Annotated in this window: 16 protein-coding genes, 1 tRNA gene and 1 pseudogene; 11 read left to right on the top strand and 7 right to left on the bottom strand. The window is 64.9% G+C overall.

Annotation, left to right across the window (positions count from 1 at the left end; all coding sequences use genetic code 11):
- The first annotated feature begins 10 nt into the window (after positions 1-10).
- The 4 genes from H570_RS0105925 (at position 11) to H570_RS0105910 (ending at position 4177) form a co-directional block, all read left to right on the top strand.
- Positions 11-2536: an MtrB/PioB family outer membrane beta-barrel protein gene (locus tag H570_RS0105925; RefSeq protein WP_027079936.1), complete on the top strand. Its 2526-nt coding sequence runs from the start codon at positions 11-13 to the stop codon at positions 2534-2536.
- On the top strand, positions 2533-3381 hold the full coding sequence (locus H570_RS18130) for a c-type cytochrome (protein WP_051176165.1): 849 nt from the start codon (positions 2533-2535) through the stop codon (positions 3379-3381). The genes H570_RS0105925 and H570_RS18130 overlap by 4 nt, the downstream gene beginning before the upstream one ends.
- Positions 3382-3606: 225 nt before the next feature.
- Positions 3607-4059: a DUF2214 family protein gene (locus tag H570_RS0105915; protein WP_027079935.1), complete on the top strand. Its 453-nt coding sequence runs from the start codon at positions 3607-3609 to the stop codon at positions 4057-4059.
- A 31-nt stretch (positions 4060-4090) separates the two neighbouring features.
- A tRNA-Leu gene (locus H570_RS0105910) sits at positions 4091-4177 on the top strand.
- Positions 4178-4220: 43 nt separating this feature from the next.
- On the opposite strand, the gene H570_RS0105905 is transcribed toward H570_RS0105910, so the two are convergent.
- Together H570_RS0105905 and H570_RS0105900 are read right to left on the bottom strand one after the other, a co-directional pair.
- Entirely contained in the window at positions 4221-4433 is a 213-nt protein-coding gene (locus H570_RS0105905) for a hypothetical protein (protein WP_156899870.1), read from the bottom strand.
- Positions 4434-4776: 343 nt separating this feature from the next.
- A complete protein-coding gene (locus H570_RS0105900; RefSeq protein ID WP_156899869.1) occupies positions 4777-5046 on the bottom strand; it encodes a hypothetical protein in 270 nt (89 codons plus the stop codon).
- Between the two features lie 130 nt (positions 5047-5176).
- Between H570_RS0105900 and H570_RS18125 the strand changes: the two genes are divergently transcribed.
- Entirely contained in the window at positions 5177-5857 is a 681-nt protein-coding gene (locus tag H570_RS18125) for a TonB family protein (protein WP_051176164.1), read from the top strand.
- A 28-nt stretch (positions 5858-5885) separates the two neighbouring features.
- Here H570_RS18125 and H570_RS0105890 read toward each other — a convergent pair whose 3' ends face one another.
- Positions 5886-6875, bottom strand: a complete 990-nt coding sequence (locus tag H570_RS0105890; RefSeq protein WP_051176163.1) for an RluA family pseudouridine synthase — start codon at positions 6873-6875, stop codon at positions 5886-5888.
- Between the two features lie 455 nt (positions 6876-7330).
- Between H570_RS0105890 and H570_RS16590 the strand changes: the two genes are divergently transcribed.
- Positions 7331-10438 (top strand): Rne/Rng family ribonuclease, encoded by a 3108-nt coding sequence (locus tag H570_RS16590; protein WP_051176162.1) that lies wholly within the window; start codon positions 7331-7333, stop codon positions 10436-10438.
- A 227-nt stretch (positions 10439-10665) separates the two neighbouring features.
- Here H570_RS16590 and H570_RS0105880 read toward each other — a convergent pair whose 3' ends face one another.
- Positions 10666-11316 carry a response regulator gene (locus H570_RS0105880; protein WP_027079931.1) on the bottom strand — a complete coding sequence of 217 codons (651 nt, stop codon included), beginning with the start codon at positions 11314-11316 and terminating at the stop codon, positions 10666-10668.
- A 241-nt stretch (positions 11317-11557) separates the two neighbouring features.
- Between H570_RS0105880 and H570_RS0105875 the strand changes: the two are divergent.
- The 4 genes and pseudogenes from H570_RS0105875 to H570_RS18845 all read left to right on the top strand — a co-directional run.
- Positions 11558-12658: pseudogene (locus H570_RS0105875) on the top strand (ATP-binding protein); the annotation flags it as partial.
- A 51-nt stretch (positions 12659-12709) separates the two neighbouring features.
- Complete coding sequence (locus tag H570_RS19360) at positions 12710-13048, top strand: response regulator (RefSeq protein ID WP_245559556.1); 339 nt, start codon at positions 12710-12712, stop codon at positions 13046-13048.
- 346 nt (positions 13049-13394) lie between these two features.
- A complete protein-coding gene (locus H570_RS16585; protein WP_342664541.1) occupies positions 13395-14636 on the top strand; it encodes a tyrosine-type recombinase/integrase in 1242 nt (413 codons plus the stop codon).
- A gap of 1 nt (position 14637) precedes the next feature.
- Positions 14638-15765 (top strand): helix-turn-helix transcriptional regulator, encoded by a 1128-nt coding sequence (locus H570_RS18845; RefSeq protein ID WP_169447739.1) that lies wholly within the window; start codon positions 14638-14640, stop codon positions 15763-15765.
- Between the two features lie 24 nt (positions 15766-15789).
- Here the strand turns inward: H570_RS18845 and H570_RS0105860 are convergent, their stop codons facing one another.
- The 3 genes from H570_RS0105860 to H570_RS16580 form a co-directional block, all read right to left on the bottom strand.
- A complete protein-coding gene (locus H570_RS0105860; RefSeq protein WP_211219082.1) occupies positions 15790-16527 on the bottom strand; it encodes a MobA/MobL family protein in 738 nt (245 codons plus the stop codon).
- 272 nt (positions 16528-16799) lie between these two features.
- Positions 16800-16964, bottom strand: a complete 165-nt coding sequence (locus tag H570_RS18840) for a hypothetical protein (protein ID WP_156899867.1) — start codon at positions 16962-16964, stop codon at positions 16800-16802.
- A 3-nt stretch (positions 16965-16967) separates the two neighbouring features.
- Positions 16968-18398, bottom strand: a complete 1431-nt coding sequence (locus H570_RS16580) for a competence protein CoiA family protein (protein ID WP_051176161.1) — start codon at positions 18396-18398, stop codon at positions 16968-16970.
- Between the two features lie 45 nt (positions 18399-18443).
- Between H570_RS16580 and H570_RS0105845 the strand changes: the two genes are divergently transcribed.
- Positions 18444-19475 carry a hypothetical protein gene (locus tag H570_RS0105845; RefSeq protein WP_156899866.1) on the top strand — a complete coding sequence of 344 codons (1032 nt, stop codon included), beginning with the start codon at positions 18444-18446 and terminating at the stop codon, positions 19473-19475.
- The last annotated feature ends 16 nt before the right edge of the window (positions 19476-19491 follow it).

Below are 19491 nucleotides of genomic sequence, written 5' to 3'. Positions count from 1 at the left end.
GAGCACGGCGATGCGCAAACGCGAACGCAAGACCGTCCTGCAGCTTTCGCTGCTCGCATCGGCACTTTGGCTGGCGGCGCCCGCGGCCCTTGCGCAGGACTCGGGCCTGGGCACCGACCTGCAGTTCGGCAATGCGCTCGACCCCAGCGGCGGCACCGCGCTGCTGGGCTGCGATCCGGATGGCGCCACCTGGCTTACCGCCCAGCGCAAGCGCACGCCCACGGGCTTCCTCTACCCCTGCCCGCCCGCGTGGCCGGCGTTCTCCGGCGACGGCGCGTGGCGCCATCGTGGCTCGATCGCACTGGGCTACCTCGGTGTGTGGGGCGACGATAACAACACCGACTGGCGGCGCTTTTCCAACTGGGACGACGATGTCTACGTGGGTGCCGACCTGCGCTTCGAAAAGGCCGTGGACGGCAGCTACTTCGACCTGCGCGCCAGCCACCTCAACGAGGACAGCCAGTATGTGCGCGCGGTGTTCGGCCGTGCAGGCAAGTACAGGGTGCAAGCGTTCGCGCGCAGCCAGGCCAATGTCACCAGCGCCAACGCCCGCTCGATCTGGGATGGCGTGGGCAGCAACCATCTCACCCTCACCGGCGGACTGGTCCCGGCCGGCAGCACCAGCGCGCAGGTCGCGGCCGTCTCCGCGGCGCTGCCCGAGCGCATCCTCAAGGTGGTCCGCGAAAAACAGGGCGTGGGCATCAGCTACATGGTCAACCGGCGCTGGACTGCCTACGCCAACGCCAGCCACGAGAGCCGCGAAGGCGCGCGCCCGTTCGGCGGGCCATTTTTCTTCAACTATCCCTTTGCCAACAACGGCGGCATCTACGAGATCCCGCGGCCGGTCGAGGACAGCACGGTGAACTTCAACGGCGGCGCGCGCTTCGTCGGCAACGCCTGGCGCATGGATTTCAGCTATTCGGGATCGTTCTTCCGCCACGCCAACGCGGCATTCGACTACGAGGTGCCGTTCGGGCTGTCGCCGGTGGTGCCCGGCCTCGTGTCGCCAGCGCTCACCACCGGCCAGTTCTCCTACGAGCCCGACAACGACTACCACCACCTGCGTGCCAGCGTCAGCCGCAAGATCGCGTGGAACGGCGATTTTTCGCTGACCGCCACCGGTGGCCGCATGCGCCAGAACGACCGCATCGTCGCGCCGATGACGTGCCAGGGGCAGTTCGGCATACCGGTCATCCCCGGCGCGCTGCACGACTGCAGCAACTGGAACACCACCGACGCACTTTCGCGCAAGCGCGCGGACCTGGGCATCGACACCCAGATGGTCGATGCGCGCGTGGTGCTGCAGCCGACCGACACCGCGACCTGGCGCGCGAACGCCAAGTTCCAGCGCGAGGACTACGACGGCACTTACTGGATGTACAACCCGCTTACCGGGAAGTGGGGCTATCCGGCCGAAAACGGCTCCCAGGGCAGCGTCGTTCCCGGTGAAGCCGGCATCTGGGATCCGGGCTTCAACTCCGCCGCGCCCACCCGCATCCGCAACCTGCCGCTGGACCGCGAGTTGCACCAGCTTTCATTAGGCGGCGACTGGCGCCTGGGCGACAAGAACACGCTGGACGCCACCTACACGTTCGAGCGCACCGAACGCACGCATCGCGAGGTCGCGACCACCAACGACAACTCGCTGAAGATCAGCTGGCACAACCGCGCGCTTGACTGGCTGACCTTCCGCGCCAACTACACCTGGCTGCGGCGCACCGGCAGCGAGTACGACTACGATCCGTACGAGTTCACTTTCTCCAGTGCCCTGCCCGGCTATACCGGAGGGGAAGTCGCGCATACCGTCTCGGCGCTGCGCAAGTACGACGTCGGCAGCCGCACGCAGAACAAGCTCGACCTGATGGCGACTTTCACCCTGCCGCGCGAGATGACCCTTTACGCGTCGGTGCGCGGCGACTGGAACGATTACGACGCCATCCTGGGCCGCCGTGGCTACGACACCCTGGGCGGCAGCCTGCAATGGGAATGGCAACCCACGACCTCCACCGTGGCAAGCGCCTGGTACGGCTATGACCGCTCGGTGCTGGACATTGCCAACGTCAATGACGCGGCGCTGACCGCGGATCCGACACTCGGCGGCACCACGTATCCGGATGCCAACCGCTGGTGGGTCAACGATCGCCAGCGCAACCATTACGCCGGTGCCAACCTGACCCAGCGCATGGGCCGGGTGACACTGGACGCGGCGTGGGACTGGACCTATTCGCGCGGCACCACAGGCTATCGCTACAACTCGCCTGGCGCGCTCACCCTGCCGACGCTGGACCCGCTGCTGACCGGGCAGTTCGCGCCGATGATCCATCGCGTCAACGCGCTGACCGTCGGCGTGACGATCCCGCTGCATCCACGTGTAAGCCTGCGCATCTTCGATCGCTATCAGCGCGGCCGGTTGTTCGACTGGCACTACGCTGGTTTCGAGGATGGCCAGGTCTATGACCACCGCGTCTACATCGACGGCGGCCCCGAGAACTACAGCGTCAACATGGTCGGCGCACTGCTGGAGATGCGGCTATGACGCGCCTGCCTCGCCTGCTTGCGTTCATTGCCGCGTGCACCATCAGTGCGCTCGCCATCGCCCAGTCGCAGGACCCGCCAGCAACGGCGGAAGCCGCGGAAGCCGTTGAAACCCCTGCACCCCAAGCGGAACAGGATGCACCCGCTGCCGATCCGGCCGGCGAATCGACCGGCAAGCCGTCCAGCAAGCCTTATGTCGACCTGCGCCGCGCAAAGCCGATTGCCGGCAACGCCGCGGCGGGCCAGGCCAAGTCCGAACTTTGCGCGGCCTGCCACGGACCGCAGGGCATCTCGCCCGTGCCCACGTTCCCGAACCTCGCCGGCCAGCGCGCCGACTTCCTGTATTGGCAACTGGTGGAGTTCAAGCGCAATCCCGATTCGCCGATGTCGCCGCTGGTCGCCGAATTGAGCAACCAGGACATGCTCGACTTCGCCGCCTATTACGCCGGCCTTGCACCAACCGCCACGCCTGCCGAGCCTGATGCCGATGTGGAAGCCGAAGCCGCTCCAGCAGATGCGACGCTGGCCCGGCGTGGGGAACAGATCTACATGTCCGGCGACCCGTCCAGGGGCATTCCCCCGTGCCAGGGCTGCCATGGTCCGGATGCGGGCGGGCATGTCAACGCGCTCCACGCCGATCGCGACGGCCACGCGCCATATGCGGCCTACCCCGCCCTGCGCGGCCAGCAGGCGATCTACCTGCAAACCAAGCTTGCCGAATACCGCAACGGCAAGATGCGCGACTCGACCACGGATTTCGTGATGACCGGCGTCGGCGAACGGCTGGACGACGACAGCATCGACGCGCTGTCCGCATGGCTTTCATCACTGCCGCCCGGGCCATAGAGCGGGCGGAAAACGAACCCTCGCAGCAGAACCATATCGAAGCGGACCGGTGCCGTTTCGGCGGCAGTGGGATTGGCGATCGGGAGGTGTCCACGGTCCCCTGCGCGCATCAAGCCCCGAATCGGGATCGCGGGCTGCCATTACAACCACGAAGTGACTTGCAGCACCTCGCATCGCGGGCATGCGTTGCTAACCTCGCCGTTCCCGGAACGCGAATCACTCCCGATGCTCACCGACCTGCTCCTGGCGTCCATGCATCACCTGCTGGTCTTCGGCCTGGTTGCGATGCTCGTCGCCCAGTCCGTGCTGCTGCGCGGACACATCGACGCGATCGCGCTGGCGAAGCTCGGCGGCATCGACCGCGGCTACGGTATCATCGCGCTGCTGCTGTTGGTGGTCGGATCACTGCGCGTCTTCCAGGGCCTCATGGGCGCGGACTTCTACCTGCACAACCCGTGGTTCCACGCCAAGCTCGGCGCCTTCCTGCTGGTCGGCCTGCTGTCGGTGTGGCCCACGCTGCGCTTCCTGCGCTGGCGCAAGGCGCTCAAGGCCGACCCCGCATTCCTCCCCGCCCAGGACGAGGTCCGCCACCTGCGGCACATCGTCCGCTTCGAGCTGATCCTGATCGCGGTGATCTTCGTCTGCGCCGCCGCCATGGCCCGCTACGGCGGATTCTGAGCCCCATCCATCCGCTATAATCCGCCTCCGCGCCGAAGTGGCGGAATCGGTAGACGCAGCGGACTCAAAATCCGCCGGCCTTAAAACCGTGTGGGTTCGAGTCCCACCTTCGGCACCACGCACGAGGCCACGCCGCAAAGCGTGGCCTTTTTGCTGGCGGCCTAGCCGTATTGCACGGCGGTGACGCTGGTCGTGCTGTCCACGAAAACCGTCAGCGCACTCGGGGTGCCGCCAAACAGGAACAGCGCATAGGCCTTCACTTCCCCGATGGCCACGGCACTGCGCATGGTCCGGAACCATTCGATCGGCCGGTCCTCGTCGGCAAGCACCCAACCGCCGCGGTCGGGCTTGACACTGAGCATGTGACGCTGCATTTCGCACTCCGCAATGCGGAAGATGTGCCCCGGCCCGGCGACGACTTGCTCAAGGTCGCACCCGATGTCCGTTGCTGAGCGGCATCCAATGCCGTTGCATGGGTGGGCCGCCGGGGCGAAGCCAGCATCGCCGGTTCCGCGGGCGAATACAGTCGGTGAACGGCGCGTCGTCGGGTAGGAAAAACCCTACCCCGCGTGGTCCGTGCCGACGGCGACGCGTGCGGGTACTTCATCCGGAGCGCAGTGGACCCGGCTGCACCGCCCGTTGCCGGGCCGGCCGGGCCCGGCAAGGCCATTCGCCTGCGCGGACGGCGCCGCCCCCGGTGCGCTGGAGGGCACCGAACTAGCGGATTTCCTGGATATCGACGACGCGGCCGTCGCGGATCTCGAAATTGACCTGCTTGTTGTCGAGGTAGTACTCCCAGCGCTCGCCGACCGCGGCGCCGTGGCGGTTCTCGAGGGTGACGATGCGGTCCGGCTTGCGCCCCGCCTTGCGGATCACGGTTGCGCCGCTGTCGCCGGTGGCGACCACGGCGTCGCCGAAACGGAACGAGAAATCAGCCATCGCCGGCGCCATGGCGAGCACGAGAAGCATTGCAAGCAACCATCGCATGGATTTTCTCCCTGGCCCGACCACCGGACCCTGCACCTGCGGAACGTCGCGGCAGGCGGCCCGTTGACGAGCACCTCGCAATCATTGTCCCGCTGTCAGGTTACATTGGGCATCACAAGGGGGCAGCACGATGCAACGACAGAACGGTCGGGAACGTCAGTTCCAATGGTTCGCCGGCGCGGCGATCGCGCTGGCAGCCTTTGCCGCGCTTGCGCGGGAGGACTCGCCTGCACCGAGCGTCGACGCGCTCGCGGCAGCGGAAGACGGCACTGGATGCGCGGACCGGTTACGCGCCCTGCTGGCCGCGCAGCGATGGCCGCTGCCGGGCACGCACCTGCGCGCCGCGCGCTGCCTGGTGCGCGCCGGCGACACCGCTGGCGCGTTGGCCGAAGTGCGGCACGCGATCGACCATCCCGCCTTTCGCGAGCACGACAACCTGGTCGCCGACCCCGACCTGGCGCCGCTGCACGAATCGCCCGAATGGCCGGGCCTGGTGGAACAGGCCTCGTCGAAAGCAGCGCTGCCCGAACCCATGGGATCCGGCGTGCACATTGCCTACATGCGTCGCCACCCGCCGCGCGCGCCGCCGAGGGGCCTCCTCGACAGGACGGGGCCGGTGAACGTGGTACTCGTCGTCTGGGTAGCCCCCGATGCCTCGCCTGCGCAGGTGGACGTCGAGGAATCGAGCGGCTTCGCCGAAGTCGACGCGCGCGCCGTCGCGGCCGCCGGGAAGTGGCGCTACCTGCCTGCCCACGCGGGCGGAGAAACCTTCGGCTACCCGATGCGCATTCCGGTCAGATTCGACCCCTGACCTGGTCGCGGCGCCGCGCCGCGCTACCTCAGCTGCCCAGCCGGTCCAGCACCGCCAGCAGTTCCGGTGCCAGCGGCGCACTGAGCACATAGGGAACGCGGCCGGCGTCGAGTGCGAACTCCATCGAGGCCGCGTGCAGGAACAGGCGCTTGAGCCCGATCTGTTCGCGCAGTCGCCTGTTGACGTCCAGGTCACCGTACTTGTCGTCGCCTGCAACGGGGTGGCCGATGTGCTGCGCATGCACGCGGATCTGGTGGGTGCGGCCGGTTTCGATGCGCACCTCGCAATACGAATGCCCACCGCGGCGCTCGAGCACGCGGAAATGGCTCATCGATGCCTTGCCGGCGTCGTTGACCTGGACGTGGCGTTCGCCGCCCTGCCGCAGGCCGACGTGCAGCGGTGCGTCGACGCTCATTACCCCGTCGGGCATGCGCCCGGCCAGCAGCGCGAGGTAACGCTTGCGAAGGCCGGCGCCGTCCTCGCGCATCAGCGCCTGCAGTTCGGCCAGCGCGGAGCGCTTCTTGGCCACCACCATCAGCCCGGACGTGTCGCGGTCGAGCCGATGCACCAGTTCCATCGGCTGGTTGGGACGCAGCGCGCGCAGGGTTTCGATCACGCCGAAACTGATCCCGCTGCCGCCGTGGCTGGCGATGCCCGATGGCTTGCTGATCGCAAGCAGCCTCGTGTCCTCGAACACGATGCTGGCCGCCATCGCCTCGAGCAGGCTCTTGCCCGGCTGGCCCTTGTCGCCAGGCTCGGTGAGACGAACCGGCGGAATCCGCACCTCGTCCCCACCCTCGAGCCGCGTCTCGGCCCTGGCGCGGCCGCCGTTCACCCGCACCTGGCCGCTGCGCACGATCTTGTAGACCAATGACTTGGGCGCGCCCTTGAGCTGGCCCAGCAGGAAATTGTCCAGCCGCTGGCCGGCGCGGTCGTCCGGCACCCGCACCAGGCGCACGCCGCCGCCCGCGCCGGCTCGCGGCGCGCCGGGCGTCACCGGGGAATCTGAATGGGCCATCGGCTCTCTTGGTCTGATACACTCGCGACGCGAGGTAAGGTTCTGATTTCGCGGGGAGTTACTGCCACACGCCAAGTCTCCGGCAAGCGGCAAACCGGGCCGAAAGCCCACCTCCCGGCGGATAGGTCCGCGCGACACCACTGCCCCCGGGGCATTGATGTTACCAGCGACGGCCCATCGGCTCCGCACCCCCGCCCGGCTTGTCAGAGGCCGGTGGCTGAACATGTCCCGTGTGGCGCCGAGGTCCTGCCAATGCAGGTTCGAAGCCGCCGCCGGTCCCGCAACACATTCGAACAGAACAAGCGCTCCCGCGGTCCGCCGTGGTGTCGTAGCGCTGGAAAACCAGGCCGGGGGCTGCGCATGCGCGGCCGCCGGCACGAAGTCTCCAGGCGAAACGCCCCGGCGTTCCGTGCGCCTGCCGTTTTCGGCAGGATCAAAGCGCGCAAGGAACGATCATGAAACGCATGCTGATCAACGCGACGCAGGCTGAAGAACTGCGCGTGGCCATCGTCGACGGACAGGCGCTCTACGACATCGATATCGAGCAGCCGTCGAAGGAACAGAAGAAGTCCAACATCTACAAGGGCCGCATCACCCGGCTCGAACCCTCGCTCGAGGCCGCCTTCGTCGAGTATGGCGGCGATCGCCACGGCTTCCTGCCGCTGAAGGAAATCTCCCGCGACTACTTCCAGGCCGGCGTCGACCACAGCAAGGCCGGGCTGAAGGAACTGCTGCGCGAGGGCCAGGAGGTCGTCGTCCAGGTCGACAAGGACGAGCGCGGCAACAAGGGCGCGGCCCTGACCACGTTCATCTCGCTGGCCGGTCGCTACATGGTGCTGATGCCCAACTCGCCCACCGCGGGCGGCGTCTCGCGCCGGATCGAGGGCGACGACCGCGCCGAGCTGAAGAAGGCGATGGACGCGCTGGAAATCCCGGACGACATGGGCGTGATCATCCGCACCGCCGGCGTCGGCCGCGATGCCGAAGAACTGCAGTGGGACCTGGACTACCTGCTGAGCGTGTGGCGGGCGATCGCCGAGGCCGCGCTGAAGAAGCCGGCCCCGTTCCTGATCTACCAGGAATCGCGCCTGATCATCCGCGCGCTGCGCGACTACATGCGCGCCGACATCGGCGAGATCCTGGTCGACACGCCGGAGATGTACGCCGAGGCGAAGGAGTTCGTCGAGCAGGTGATGCCGCACAACCTGCGCAAGCTCAAGCATTACACCGACGACACGCCGCTGTTCAACCGCTTCCAGATCGAGTCGCAGATCGAGAGCGCCTACGAGCGCACCGTGCGCTTGCCGTCGGGCGGCGCGCTGGTGATCGACCAGACCGAGGCGCTGACCGCGATCGACGTCAACTCCGCGCGCGCCACCAAGGGCGGCGACATCGAAGAGACCGCGTTCAACACCAACCTGGAGGCAGCGGAGGAAGTCGCACGCCAGATGCGCATCCGCGACCTCGGTGGCTTGGTGGTGATCGACTTCATCGACATGTCGAGCAACAAGCACCAGCGCGACGTCGAGAACAAGCTGCAGAACGCGCTGAAGTTCGACCGCGCGCGCGTGCAGCTGGGCCGCATCTCGCGCTTCGGCCTGCTGGAGCTGTCGCGCCAGCGCCTGCGCGCGAGCCTGGGCGAATCCAGCCAGATCGTCTGCCCGCGCTGCGAAGGCCACGGCCGCATGCGCAGCATCGAATCGCTGTCGCTGTCGATCGTCCGCGTCGCCGAAGAGCACGCGATGAAGGAGAACACCGGGCAGGTGCTGGTGCAGGCGCCGGTCGACATCGCCAACTACCTGCTCAACGAGAAGCGTAGCGCGCTGCGCGAGATCGAGCAGCGCCACGAGGCGCCAATCGTGATCGTCGCCGACGAACAGCTGCACACGCCGCACTACGAAGTCACGCGCCTGCGCGAGAACGAGCTGGGCGAGGAAAGCAGCAAGCCCAGCTACCGCCGCGGCACGCCGCGCAAGGCAGCCACCATTGCGCTGACCAAGGCCAACCTCAACGTGCCGCCGCCGGCCGCGGTGACCAACGTGCGTCCGGCCCAGCCAGCGCCGCTGCGCGAGCAGCGTCCCGAGCCGATGCCCGAGCAGGCCGCGGCGCGCCAGGCACCGGCACCCGTGGCGGCACCCGCAAGCAGCGGTGGCGTGATCGGCTGGTTGAAGAGCCTGTTCGGCGGCGACGCGCCCGCCCGCCCCACGCCGGCCGATCGCGATCGCTCGCAGGGCGGACGCGGTGAGCGCAACGAACGCGGCGGCCAGCGCCGCGACGGCCGCGGCGGCAAGCAGGGGCAGGGTCGCGACCGCGATCGCTCGCGCCGTGACGAGCCGCGCCGCGACGAGCCACGCAGCGATGGCCAGCGCCAGCAGGCGCAGGATGGCCAGGGCAAGGCACCGCGACAGAACAAGCAGGCCGGCACCCGCCAGAAGCAGCCGAAGCAGAACCAGCCAAGGCAGCAGGGCCAGTCGCAATCGCCCAGGGCACGGTCCGACGAGCAGCGCAGCGACACCGCCCAGGAAGCCGCAGCTGCCGAGAAGATCGAGAAGATTGCTTCCGTCCCGGAGACGACGCAGGCAGTCGCGATCACGGCCGCGACGACGGCCGCAGCGATCGCCGCCCCGCTCGCGACGGGCGAGGCAAATGCGGCACCGGATCACGACACTGCGCTGCAGTCCGACGCACAGGCCAGTGCGGATCATCCTGATTCAACCGACGCCAAGGCCGAGGAAGGCGAAGGCACGGGTCGCCGCCGTCGCGGACGTCGTGGTGGTCGCCGCCGCCGCCGTGGCAACGGTGACGCGGTTGCCGCGATGCCGGTCGACGACGATCAGGCCGCAGGCGACGATGGTGCCAAGGCCGCCGATCGCTCGCAGCCCGAGTTCGACTTCGACGACGACGTGAAGACGCCACCGCAATCCGCCGCAGAGCCGCAGGCCGCCTTGCAGCAGCCCGGGAAGGCCGCCAGTGCTCCCGCACGCGAGGAAATGCCGGCTGCCGTGGTCGAGACCGGGACCCGCGAATCCGCCGATGCGATCACCCGGACGGCCGAAGAAGCCGCACCGCAGGTGCAGCCGCCGGAGAACGTTGCGACGCAATCCGACGCGCCCCCGGCCGATGCGCCCGCACCCGCGTCTCCGGCCGCGGCAACCGGAAGCGAGCCCCAGGCGCAGGCCATGCCGCAGATCCTGCACGGCAATGCCGATCTCGCCGCGCCGATCACCTCGTCCTCGCAGGACGCTGCCGCCGCAACCGTCGCGGAGGTCGATGCGCCGGCGTCGCAGCCAGCCACCGCCGTCGTGGAACCTGAAATCGTGCCACCGCCTGCAGTGATCCAGGATCCGGCACCGGTCGCCGCATCCACGCCAATCGTCCAGGTGCCTGCAGCGACGACAGCGAGCAGCGACATCCGCACGCCCGGCCTGTTCGACGAGCCCGCCCATGCGGCGCCGTTGCAGCAGGAAGCTGTGGACGACGAGACGGTTGCCGCGACAACGAAGGCAGGCGAACAGGACGACGCCGACAAGCCCGAAGACAAGGCGGCTTCGCACAGCGCCTGAACACGCGGTCGCCCCGAGGTGGAGAGACCATCCACCTCGGGGTGCCGCTCGCCGCAAAGTGACGATGTACCCGGGGAGTACTAGGCGGAAATATCCGCTACGGACTCGACGCAGCGTCGAGTTACCCCGGGCTTGCCGAAGGCCCGCTTCCCGCTGAAGCGGGCTGGCCGGTTCACCAACTCCAGCCAGCCGCCCACGCCCGGAGCGCGGGCATGCTGTGGACCGCGTCAGGCCGCCTGCGTGGGGTCGGTGAGTCCGTACTGCTGCGCCAGCCGCGCCAGCGATATCCCGTCGTGGATTCCCAGCTTCGCGAACAGCCTGGACTTGTGCGTATTGACGGTCTTCGCGCTCAGGCTCAGGCGCCTGGCGATATCTTCCTGGCGCAGCCCCTGCAGCAGCAGCATCGCCACTTCGAGTTCGCGCCGCGTCAATGCATCGAAAGGCGTGGCGCCGCCGCCGTTCAGACCGGCGAGGGCAAGGTTCTGCGCGACTCCGCTGGCGAGATAGCGCTTGCCCTGCGCGGCCTCCCGCACCGCGTTCACCAGTTCCATCGGATTGCCACCCTTGCCGACGTAGGCCGATGCACCGGCCGCGATCACCCGTTTCGGGATCGGTCCATCCTCCAGCACCGACACGATCACCACCCGCGCACCGCACCGGCCCTTCATGAGCCGCTCGGTCACCTCCAGCCCGCTGATGCCGGGCAGGTGCATGTCGCACACCACCACGTCGGGCCGCAATTCGCGGATCCGCGGCAGCGCCGCCTCCCCGGACTCCGCTTCACCGACGACGTCGATGTCCACGGTATCCGACAGGATCAACCGGATGCCCGTGCGCACCAGCGCGTGGTCATCCACGAGGAATGTCCGTATCGCCATTGTCTTCCCTCTCCGTGCCGCTCCCCAGCGGTTGCAACCCAGACTAAGCGTCGCGGGCGGCCCGGACAAGCGCGGTTCGCCGCGACATCCTGTCGGGAATTTCTGACAGGCGCCGCTCCCGGGCGCCCAGCGGGGCAACCGCTTGCCTCTGCGGTCGGCGGCGCCGGCGCCCGCCTTCACGCCTTCCTTGCCCGGGCGTTGCTAGCGTCCCGCGGATTGGCATGCGAGCAAGGGGGAGTGGATGGCGCGCGATTCGGTATCGACGCTGGGCGAGGCGCAACAGTTGCAGATCCTGATCCATGGCGTCGTGGATTACGCGATCTACCTGCTGGAACCGGACGGCACGATCGCGAGCTGGAACACCGGTGGCGAGCGCATCAAGGGATACTCCGCGAAAGAGGTCCTGGGGCGCAACTTCTCGATGTTCTACACCCCCGAGGACAACGAGAGGGGCGAGCCTGCGCGGGCATTGCAGACGGCCGCGATCGAGGGCAAGTACGAGCGCGAAGGCTGGCGGATGCGCAGGGACGGCAGCCGGTTCTGGGCCAGCGTGGTGATCGATCCGATCCGGGATGGCGACGAACTGATCGGCTTCGCCAAGGTCACGCGCGACATGTCCGAGCGGCGCGAAGCGACCCTGGCCATCCAGAAGGCGCAGGATGCGTTCATGCAGTCGCAGAAGGCCGAGGCGATCGGCAGGCTCACGCTCGGGCTGGCGCACGATTTCAACAACATCCTGACGGTCATTACCAACTCCATTGATCGCATCGTCGCCTGCGATGGCGATGTCGCGAAGATCGCGCGTTCGGCCAGCATCGCCCAGCGCGCCGCAGATCGGGGCGCCCTGCTGACCAGGCAGCTGCTGGCGTTTTCGCGCGGCGACCTGACGCGCACCAAGGTGCAGGACGTCAATGCGGTCATCGTCGCCAGCAAGCCCATGCTGTATCGCGCCTGCGACGCCACCATCGAATTCGGGTTCGACCTCGAGCCCAACCTGCCGCAGGTATCGCTCGAGGCTTCGCAGTTCGATGCCGCGCTGCTCAACCTTGTGATCAACGCGCGCGACGCCCTGCCCGAAGGCGGCCGCATCGACGTCAACTCCAGGCTCCGGACCGCGCCGGGCGGGACCCAGAGCGTCGTCGTCAGCGTGCGCGACAACGGCACCGGCATGTCGCCCGATGTCCTGAGCAAGGCGATGGATCCATTCTTCACCACCAAGGAAGTCGGCAAGGGCAGCGGCCTGGGTTTGAGCCAGGTATATGGCACCGTTGCGCACCTGGGCGGAACCGTGGCCATCGAAAGCGAGGAAGGCAAGGGGACCAACGTGATCCTGTCGTTTCCAGTCAATCCCGCGGATGGGTCGGGCGACGGCGAGACGCCTGTCAAGATCCTCATGGTCGACGACGACAAGCCGATCCTCGAAGTGGTTTCCGAAGCGCTGGCCGACGAGGGCTATGCGGTGCTCACCGCGACGAACGGCGAGGAAGCGCTGGAAAAGATCCACAATGATGCGAGCATCGACATCCTGTTTTCCGATGTCGTCATGCCCGGCCTGTCCGGCGTGGACCTGGCAAAGCGGGCAGCCAGCCTGCGTCCGGAGCTCAAGATCGTGCTGGCCTCCGGGCATGCGGAAGGCTGGATCGAGGGATTGCCGCAGGACGTGCACTTCATCGCCAAGCCCTACCGCCTGGGCGAGATCCTGCAAACCCTTTCCAGGCGCGTCGACGGCTGAAAGGCGGCAGGCGCGGAACACGACCTGCGCCAGGCATACCATCCACCGACGAGCATCCGGCGCGACCGATCCCCCGGGAACGCGCGAAAGCTCCGGAAAACGCGTCCCGATCCCCCCGGAACGAGCAGCGCGAGGGAATGCCTCTACCGGAACCCATTCCGGAACGCGTTGGCGGGGCGGGTTGGCGGGTTGGCGGAGAGAGTGTCTGCGCGGAGGGCTCACAAGACCTGCCAAGACCACACAAAATTACGTCACAACAAATTGATATTTATCAAGTTGTGAGATTTTGTGATGGCAAATCGTCACAAGCTCAACCAATGCAAGCGAATTTTCTTTGGTAGAGTTGATGGTAGAAGAGAAAAGTCTCCGCCATATGCCGAAGAAAGCTAAAGAGCTCAGCGCACTTGAAGTCAGTCGCCTGACACGCCCTGGCAATCATGCTGCTGGTGGAGTCACGGGTCTATACCTCTACGTGAACGAGGCAGATGGGCGATCCTGGGTGTTGCGCACCATGGTGGGCGGCAAGAGGAAACATCTCGGCCTCGGGGGGTATCCGTCGGTCACCCTTGCACAGGCACGTGAAAAGGCCAGAGAGGCTCGAGAACAGATAGCCAAGGGCATCGACCCTGTCCACGGGCGTCGGCTGGCGGCCAATGCGCTTCGTGCGCAGCAGGCTTCCCGCCGCACGTTCGATGAGGTGGCAAGCGCTTACATCTCCTTTCAGGAGTCGGGCTGGAAGAACGCAAAGCACCGTAAGCAGTGGAGCAGCACGCTGGAGACCTACGCGTATCCCGTCCTTGGACAAATGTCGGTCGATGCCATCACTGAGCACCATGTCATCGCCGTGCTTGAGCCGATCTGGACTGAAAAGAGCGAAACTGCGTCGCGGCTCAGGGGACGTATCGAGAGCATTCTCGACTGGGCACGTGTCCGGGGGCATCGCGAGGGCGAGAACCCGGCCCGCTGGAAAGGCCATCTCGACAAGGTCTTTCCCGCGCAGAGCAAGATCCATCGGGTCCGGCACTTCAAGGCCATGGCAGCGACGGCCACGCCTGCGTTCGTCCGGCAGTTGGTCGGTCAACATGGATCAAGCGCGCTGGCACTGCGGTTCCTGATCCTCACTGCAGCACGCAGCGGCGAAGTTCGCGGTGCCGAATGGGCAGAGATCGACTTTGAACAGTCCATCTGGACCATCCCCGCCTTGCGCATGAAAGCCAAGCGGGAACATCGCGTCCCCCTCAGCAAGGCCGCGCTTGATGTTCTGGCCGTAGCCAAATCCCTTCCAAGACCCGGCAAACAGATCCTGATCTTCAGCAATCCCAAAGGCGGAATGCTTTCGGACATGAGCCTGATCGCCGTAATGCGCCGGATGGAAGTGGAAGCCGTTCCACACGGATTCCGATCCACGTTTCGGGACTGGGTTGGCGAGTCCACGCAGTTCCAGAGCGAACTGGCGGAGATGGCGCTCGCGCACGTACTTCCGAACAAGACCGAGGCTGCCTATCGGCGAGGAGATGCGCTTGAGAAAAGGCGGGCCCTGATGGATGCTTGGGCGAACCACTGCCAGTCTGAAATTTCCCATGGGTGAGATGTCTGACCGCCACTTCCTTTTCCCTCGCCAGCTCTTTGCGAAAGACAGGATCAATATCTACGACGCGATCAGCCTCGTCGTATACGCCAAGCTGCCTATGAAAGGCGTGTTAAGCGGAAAAGCGCTGGTAGCGGGCTTCTTCGAGCGTGACGGAACCGGGGCCACCAGTGCCCTTGTCGGCAAGCAACAAAGTGAAGAGATTCTCGCCAGATACGCCAAGACGCTCTCCCCCTTACGCTATCCCGTTCCCCCATCCCAATACGAATCCCTACTGGAAGCGATGCTGGAAGCAGGTGAGAACATCTTTCCATTCTTCATCCACGAGCACCATTTGCTGCTCGACAGGCGCACCAGAGCAGCCATGTTCTTGCAGTTCCATCGAGAGCTTATGGAAGATGCCCGGAAAGGCGCCCTGATCCTCCAAATATCGGACGCGAAGCGAACCACTCTGCTGACAGCGGAAGCCTGGATGACGCAAAGCACCCTCAAGACTTTCCTCGACAACCATGGAGTGACGCCGTGGTGGAAGAATGACGGGAATCTCGCCACGCATTCTCGCCTTGAGCCTATTCTGCCCAGCGATTCACTGGATCTGCCGAGCAACTACGCTCAGGAAGCCTACGACGTCCAGCAGCTTCCCTCGTTCGTGTTCGGGAGGATGCTGCTGAAAAGTTCGTACTTGCCGCCCGGCTACAAACGACCAAGCCGGGCTGCGCAGGCATCCCTGGAGTCCACCGAGAAAACGGCCGACTCCAGGGCCTCATTGCCAGAGAGATTAAAAGAGCCTCGGAAAGCGCCCCAGTCTCCAACCACACCTTCCTTGCCAGCTCCTGTTGTCGACAAAACACCAGCAGAACCCACGCTAGCATCACGGCCAAGCACGGCAGATTCGCCACCTGACGGCTTGGACCAGAAGAACACGAGAGATCCGGCCGCACCAGACGAAAACATGCTGGACAAGAGGGGAGTAGCCAAACTCCTTGACGTATCCGTAGGTACAGTCGACAACTATAGAAAAAGACCAGACTTCCCCAAGGAAGTTACCTACGGACCGACCACAATCCGTTGGAAGAGACGCGAAGTGATCGAATGGCGTGACCAGCCAGATTCCAGAAAGAGCCGCTGATCTCGATCAACGTGAAAGAAGGACTCATTGCGAAGCTTCGGACTCCTCACGTCTCATAGCGACGTGAACAGCCTTCTCTTCGGGGAGCATGTTCCTGATGTGCTCTTGCCCTAGATGCAGTTCCGGCTCCCGCTTGATTCCCTGCTCCCTCAAGGTGCGATGATCCACGCGGGCCGAGTGCCCGTTCATCCTCAGATGATCATTGATCGTGTCTGCGACAGTTCTTCGCAAGTCGATGATCTCGCCCAATCGCTGTTCCTTCTCGTACCCGCACCTCGCTTTTCTCCGCCCACCTTTCTCGGGTTGCTTGCTGTTGTATCTGGAGAAGAACTTTTCAGCAGGCCGATCGATCCCATCCGCCATGCGTTCGCATGTCATTACGTGAGCATGAGGATTCGGCTCACCTTGCAGCGATGACTTCGGCGCGTGAATCGCAACCTGATGCGGCCTTTCTGGTGCAACTTTCTCCACCAGATCATTCACCAGTGCAATGTTCTGCTCCAGCGTCAACTCATTGGGCAGAGCAATGATCGCCTCTCGGAACGCGGTACCGTTCTTGCGCTCGTATTGATCGGAAGCTTTCCACAGTTTGGTTGGAGCCCCTCCTGTCCATTCCGGCAGATTTCCATGTCCGGAATAGACCAGATCTCTCCTTGCTCCATGAGATCCAGCCCTGGCTATGTAGTCTGCGTGAGACTTCGCCTCCCCTCTATACCCGTGCTTGAACTCCACATGAAAGCTAGCCATGTCTGCACCATCCATCCTCTGTTCTGATTAAAAACAAGAAAGCCGACGAATCTGCATCCGTCGGCTTGGGTGATGAGGTTTTGGTGCTTCAATGAGAAACGGTTAACTGCGCGCAGTTAAATCCCCCCCATATATCCAGAGCAATTCAACCACTTGCAACACCTTTATCGTCTATCGAATCCAACCACCTCAGAACATAGTGATGGTGGAGTAAAAAAACATCATGCCGTCATAATCATCTGCGAAGACAAGCACAACCATAACGGGAGCGAGACGAACGCTTCACATCAATGGAGAACACGCGCACTACTGATGACGCTTGCATGGAGATAGGCGAACACCGCATCCCGCTTGCTCATCACCTCGTCCTCCGAATAGCCCATATCGGCGATTCCACTGGCCCACAGGTGGTTCTCGATCTCGCCGCGCAACTGCGCCTGCCTGACCGTCACATCTCATGCCACAACGGCAACGGGGCTGAAGCCGGATGGCGGCATCGGGAGGACCTCGCGCTCTCCCACTGGGACCGGTAGGCGGCGGATCAGGTAGGCAGATTCCAAGCGATCGATGAAGTCGTTGACAGGGACATAGAAGCCGGGGATTCGGTCGTTCTCTTCGTCCGTGAACACCCAGTAGGCGAGCCGCCACTTGAAGTAACCGGCTCTGCGAGTCTCGGCCCGATTGGCGTACTGGGCGACGAACAGGCGATACAGGGCCATCTCAGGATGGAAGCTGCGCCGAACCCAGGTGGCGACATCCTTCTGGTTGAATCGGCTGCCCGAGGGTTGACTGGCCACGAAGTGCTCGTACGTGAGGAGTTGCCAGAGGGCCGGATCCACGCCAAAGACCCAGGCGTGTTCATGCGCCCGCAGGCAGGCCGACCGCACTGCAGGCGGTACAGCATCCAGAAGTTCGCCGACGCGCTCCTCTGCGCTGGCCTGGTATTCGCGCAGGATTCGTGCGATCCGGTCTGGCGAGGTGAGTTCGGGGAGCTGGGCCAGGTCTTCGGCATGCTTCGCGCGCATCAATCGCCGCATGTAGACCTTTCGACCTTCCTTGTCCTTGGAATCCTGAGCTTCGCGCATCTTTCGCGCCTCGGCCGCCTTTGCCTGCTGCTCGCGCAATTGGGCGATTTCCCGGTTGCGTGCCACAACCTGCCCGTCCAGCTCTTGCTTGGACGCCTGCCAATCGGCTACCGCCTCGGGACACGAGATCCAAATGCGGTTGGCCGGCTCGCCGAGCACCGCGTGCTCGAAGCCCGCCAGGTCGTGGGGCGTGTCGCGATCCAGTCGGGACAGGTCGATTTCGACCATCCGCCGTCCATGAGCCTGGACTCGCTCAGCCTTACGGTCACCGACAGCGTGGGTCACGTAGATTTCGATCAGCAGCTCGCCCTCCTCATCCCGGGCGTAGACATCTGGCTGATAGGTGCCGAACGATCGCTCGACTTCAAGATCGCGCAGATCAACACGACGGGCCGGACGATCGATTGGCCGACCCCAGTGGAGCTGCCCCTCATCGTCCCGAGCGTGCGGCGGATTGGGCATATCGATCAGATCGCCGTCCCAAGCTGGGATCAGCAATTCCTGGCGTTCGACGATCAACTGCTTGGCGCGCATGTGAATGCCGCTCTCCCGCCCGGTCTGGCATCCGGTATCGATCAGGTGGGCGAAGTGGGGCCGCTTGCGCCGACTCTCCTGAGCTTTGGCGACCAAGGGGGCATGGCATCCAGGGCAGACGCAGCCACATGCCCTGCCCTTCGCGACCTCGCTGGGCGCCCACACGCGGCCGTCCTTTAGTCCGAACGGGACGCGGAACCCGCGGCGCTGGATGTTTGATCCTGCCGGCGCATTGCCAAGCCTGAACGGCTCTGGGATGGTGTCCATTGTGCTTTCCTTGATTGGAGGGAAAGCAAAACTTCGCCTTACGCCATGGACAGAAACAGCCCAAAACCCGTCGAAACAGGTAATCCGCAGGCTGATGCCCTGCGGTTGGGGATTGATTGGCTGGATAGAGAGGGTGGCCAGCAGCGCAATCCGCGGGCATTGCGGGAGGTGATGGGGATCACCCTGACATCCGTATCACGAGGTGAAGCACCTCCCGAGACCGAGGCCACGATCCTTCGGAAGATCCTGCAGCACGAAGACGGAACCAGCGCACCGGCGAAACCTCTCCGAGCAACCGAACTGGAGAATTGGTGGAAGGCCCGGGAGGAGCAACTTCGACAGATGTGCGCCCGCGAAGGCTGCTCCCTGACACCGCGTCTCGTGGTCAAGACGGGCGGCGGGCGCGGCCTCCCTTCCCGCCTGTCCTTCGACTTTTACCCGACGCTTGGAGCAGAGCCGGAAGCGGATACCTCGACGCAGGAGACCACGAATGAGCTCCTGCGCTACCAAATGGATCCAGTCAAGCCGGCCCTGTGGCTCCGCCTGCTCGTCGGCAGCCGACCGTTTCCGATTCAGTCATGGCGCGGCTATCTGCTTTTGGGTACGGCCGCTCTGGACATGGTGCTGATTGGACTTCTCTGGCTGGGGGTATATGCCTTGTGGATGCAGGGTCAGGCAATCACCACCGCCACGCTTGCCCAACTTGGCCTCGCTTTGCTTGTGACGGCGGGGCTCTGGTGGCTGTCGAAGCCGGTTTTCCAACTGCCCACACAGCGAGTCACGATAGCCGGACCTTCGTTCCTGGCGTTGGGTGAGCTCTATGGTCAGCTCCGCACGATGCCGGCGCTCGGTCGAAAGCTGAAATCCCGCGAGTTTGCCGTTGTACGCCACTGGGGCATTTGCCCGATCTGCTCGGCCGAAGTCGACTTGGACTCCGGACGAACAGCGTTTCCAGACCGGCTGGTCGGCCGCTGCCATGATGCTCCGCTGGAGCACGTGTTCTCGTTCGACCCGGTTCGCCTGGTGGGGAAGCCGCTGATCACAACAACGCGCGACGAGACTGCGACGCCTTCCTAAGACCAAGAAAGGAGGT

It is taken from the genome of Luteimonas mephitis DSM 12574 (assembly GCF_000422305.1).
Lineage (GTDB): Bacteria > Pseudomonadota > Gammaproteobacteria > Xanthomonadales > Xanthomonadaceae > Luteimonas > Luteimonas mephitis.
The sequence above is the reverse complement of the archived record's forward strand: the minus strand, read 5'-3'. Positions and strand labels throughout refer to the sequence as shown.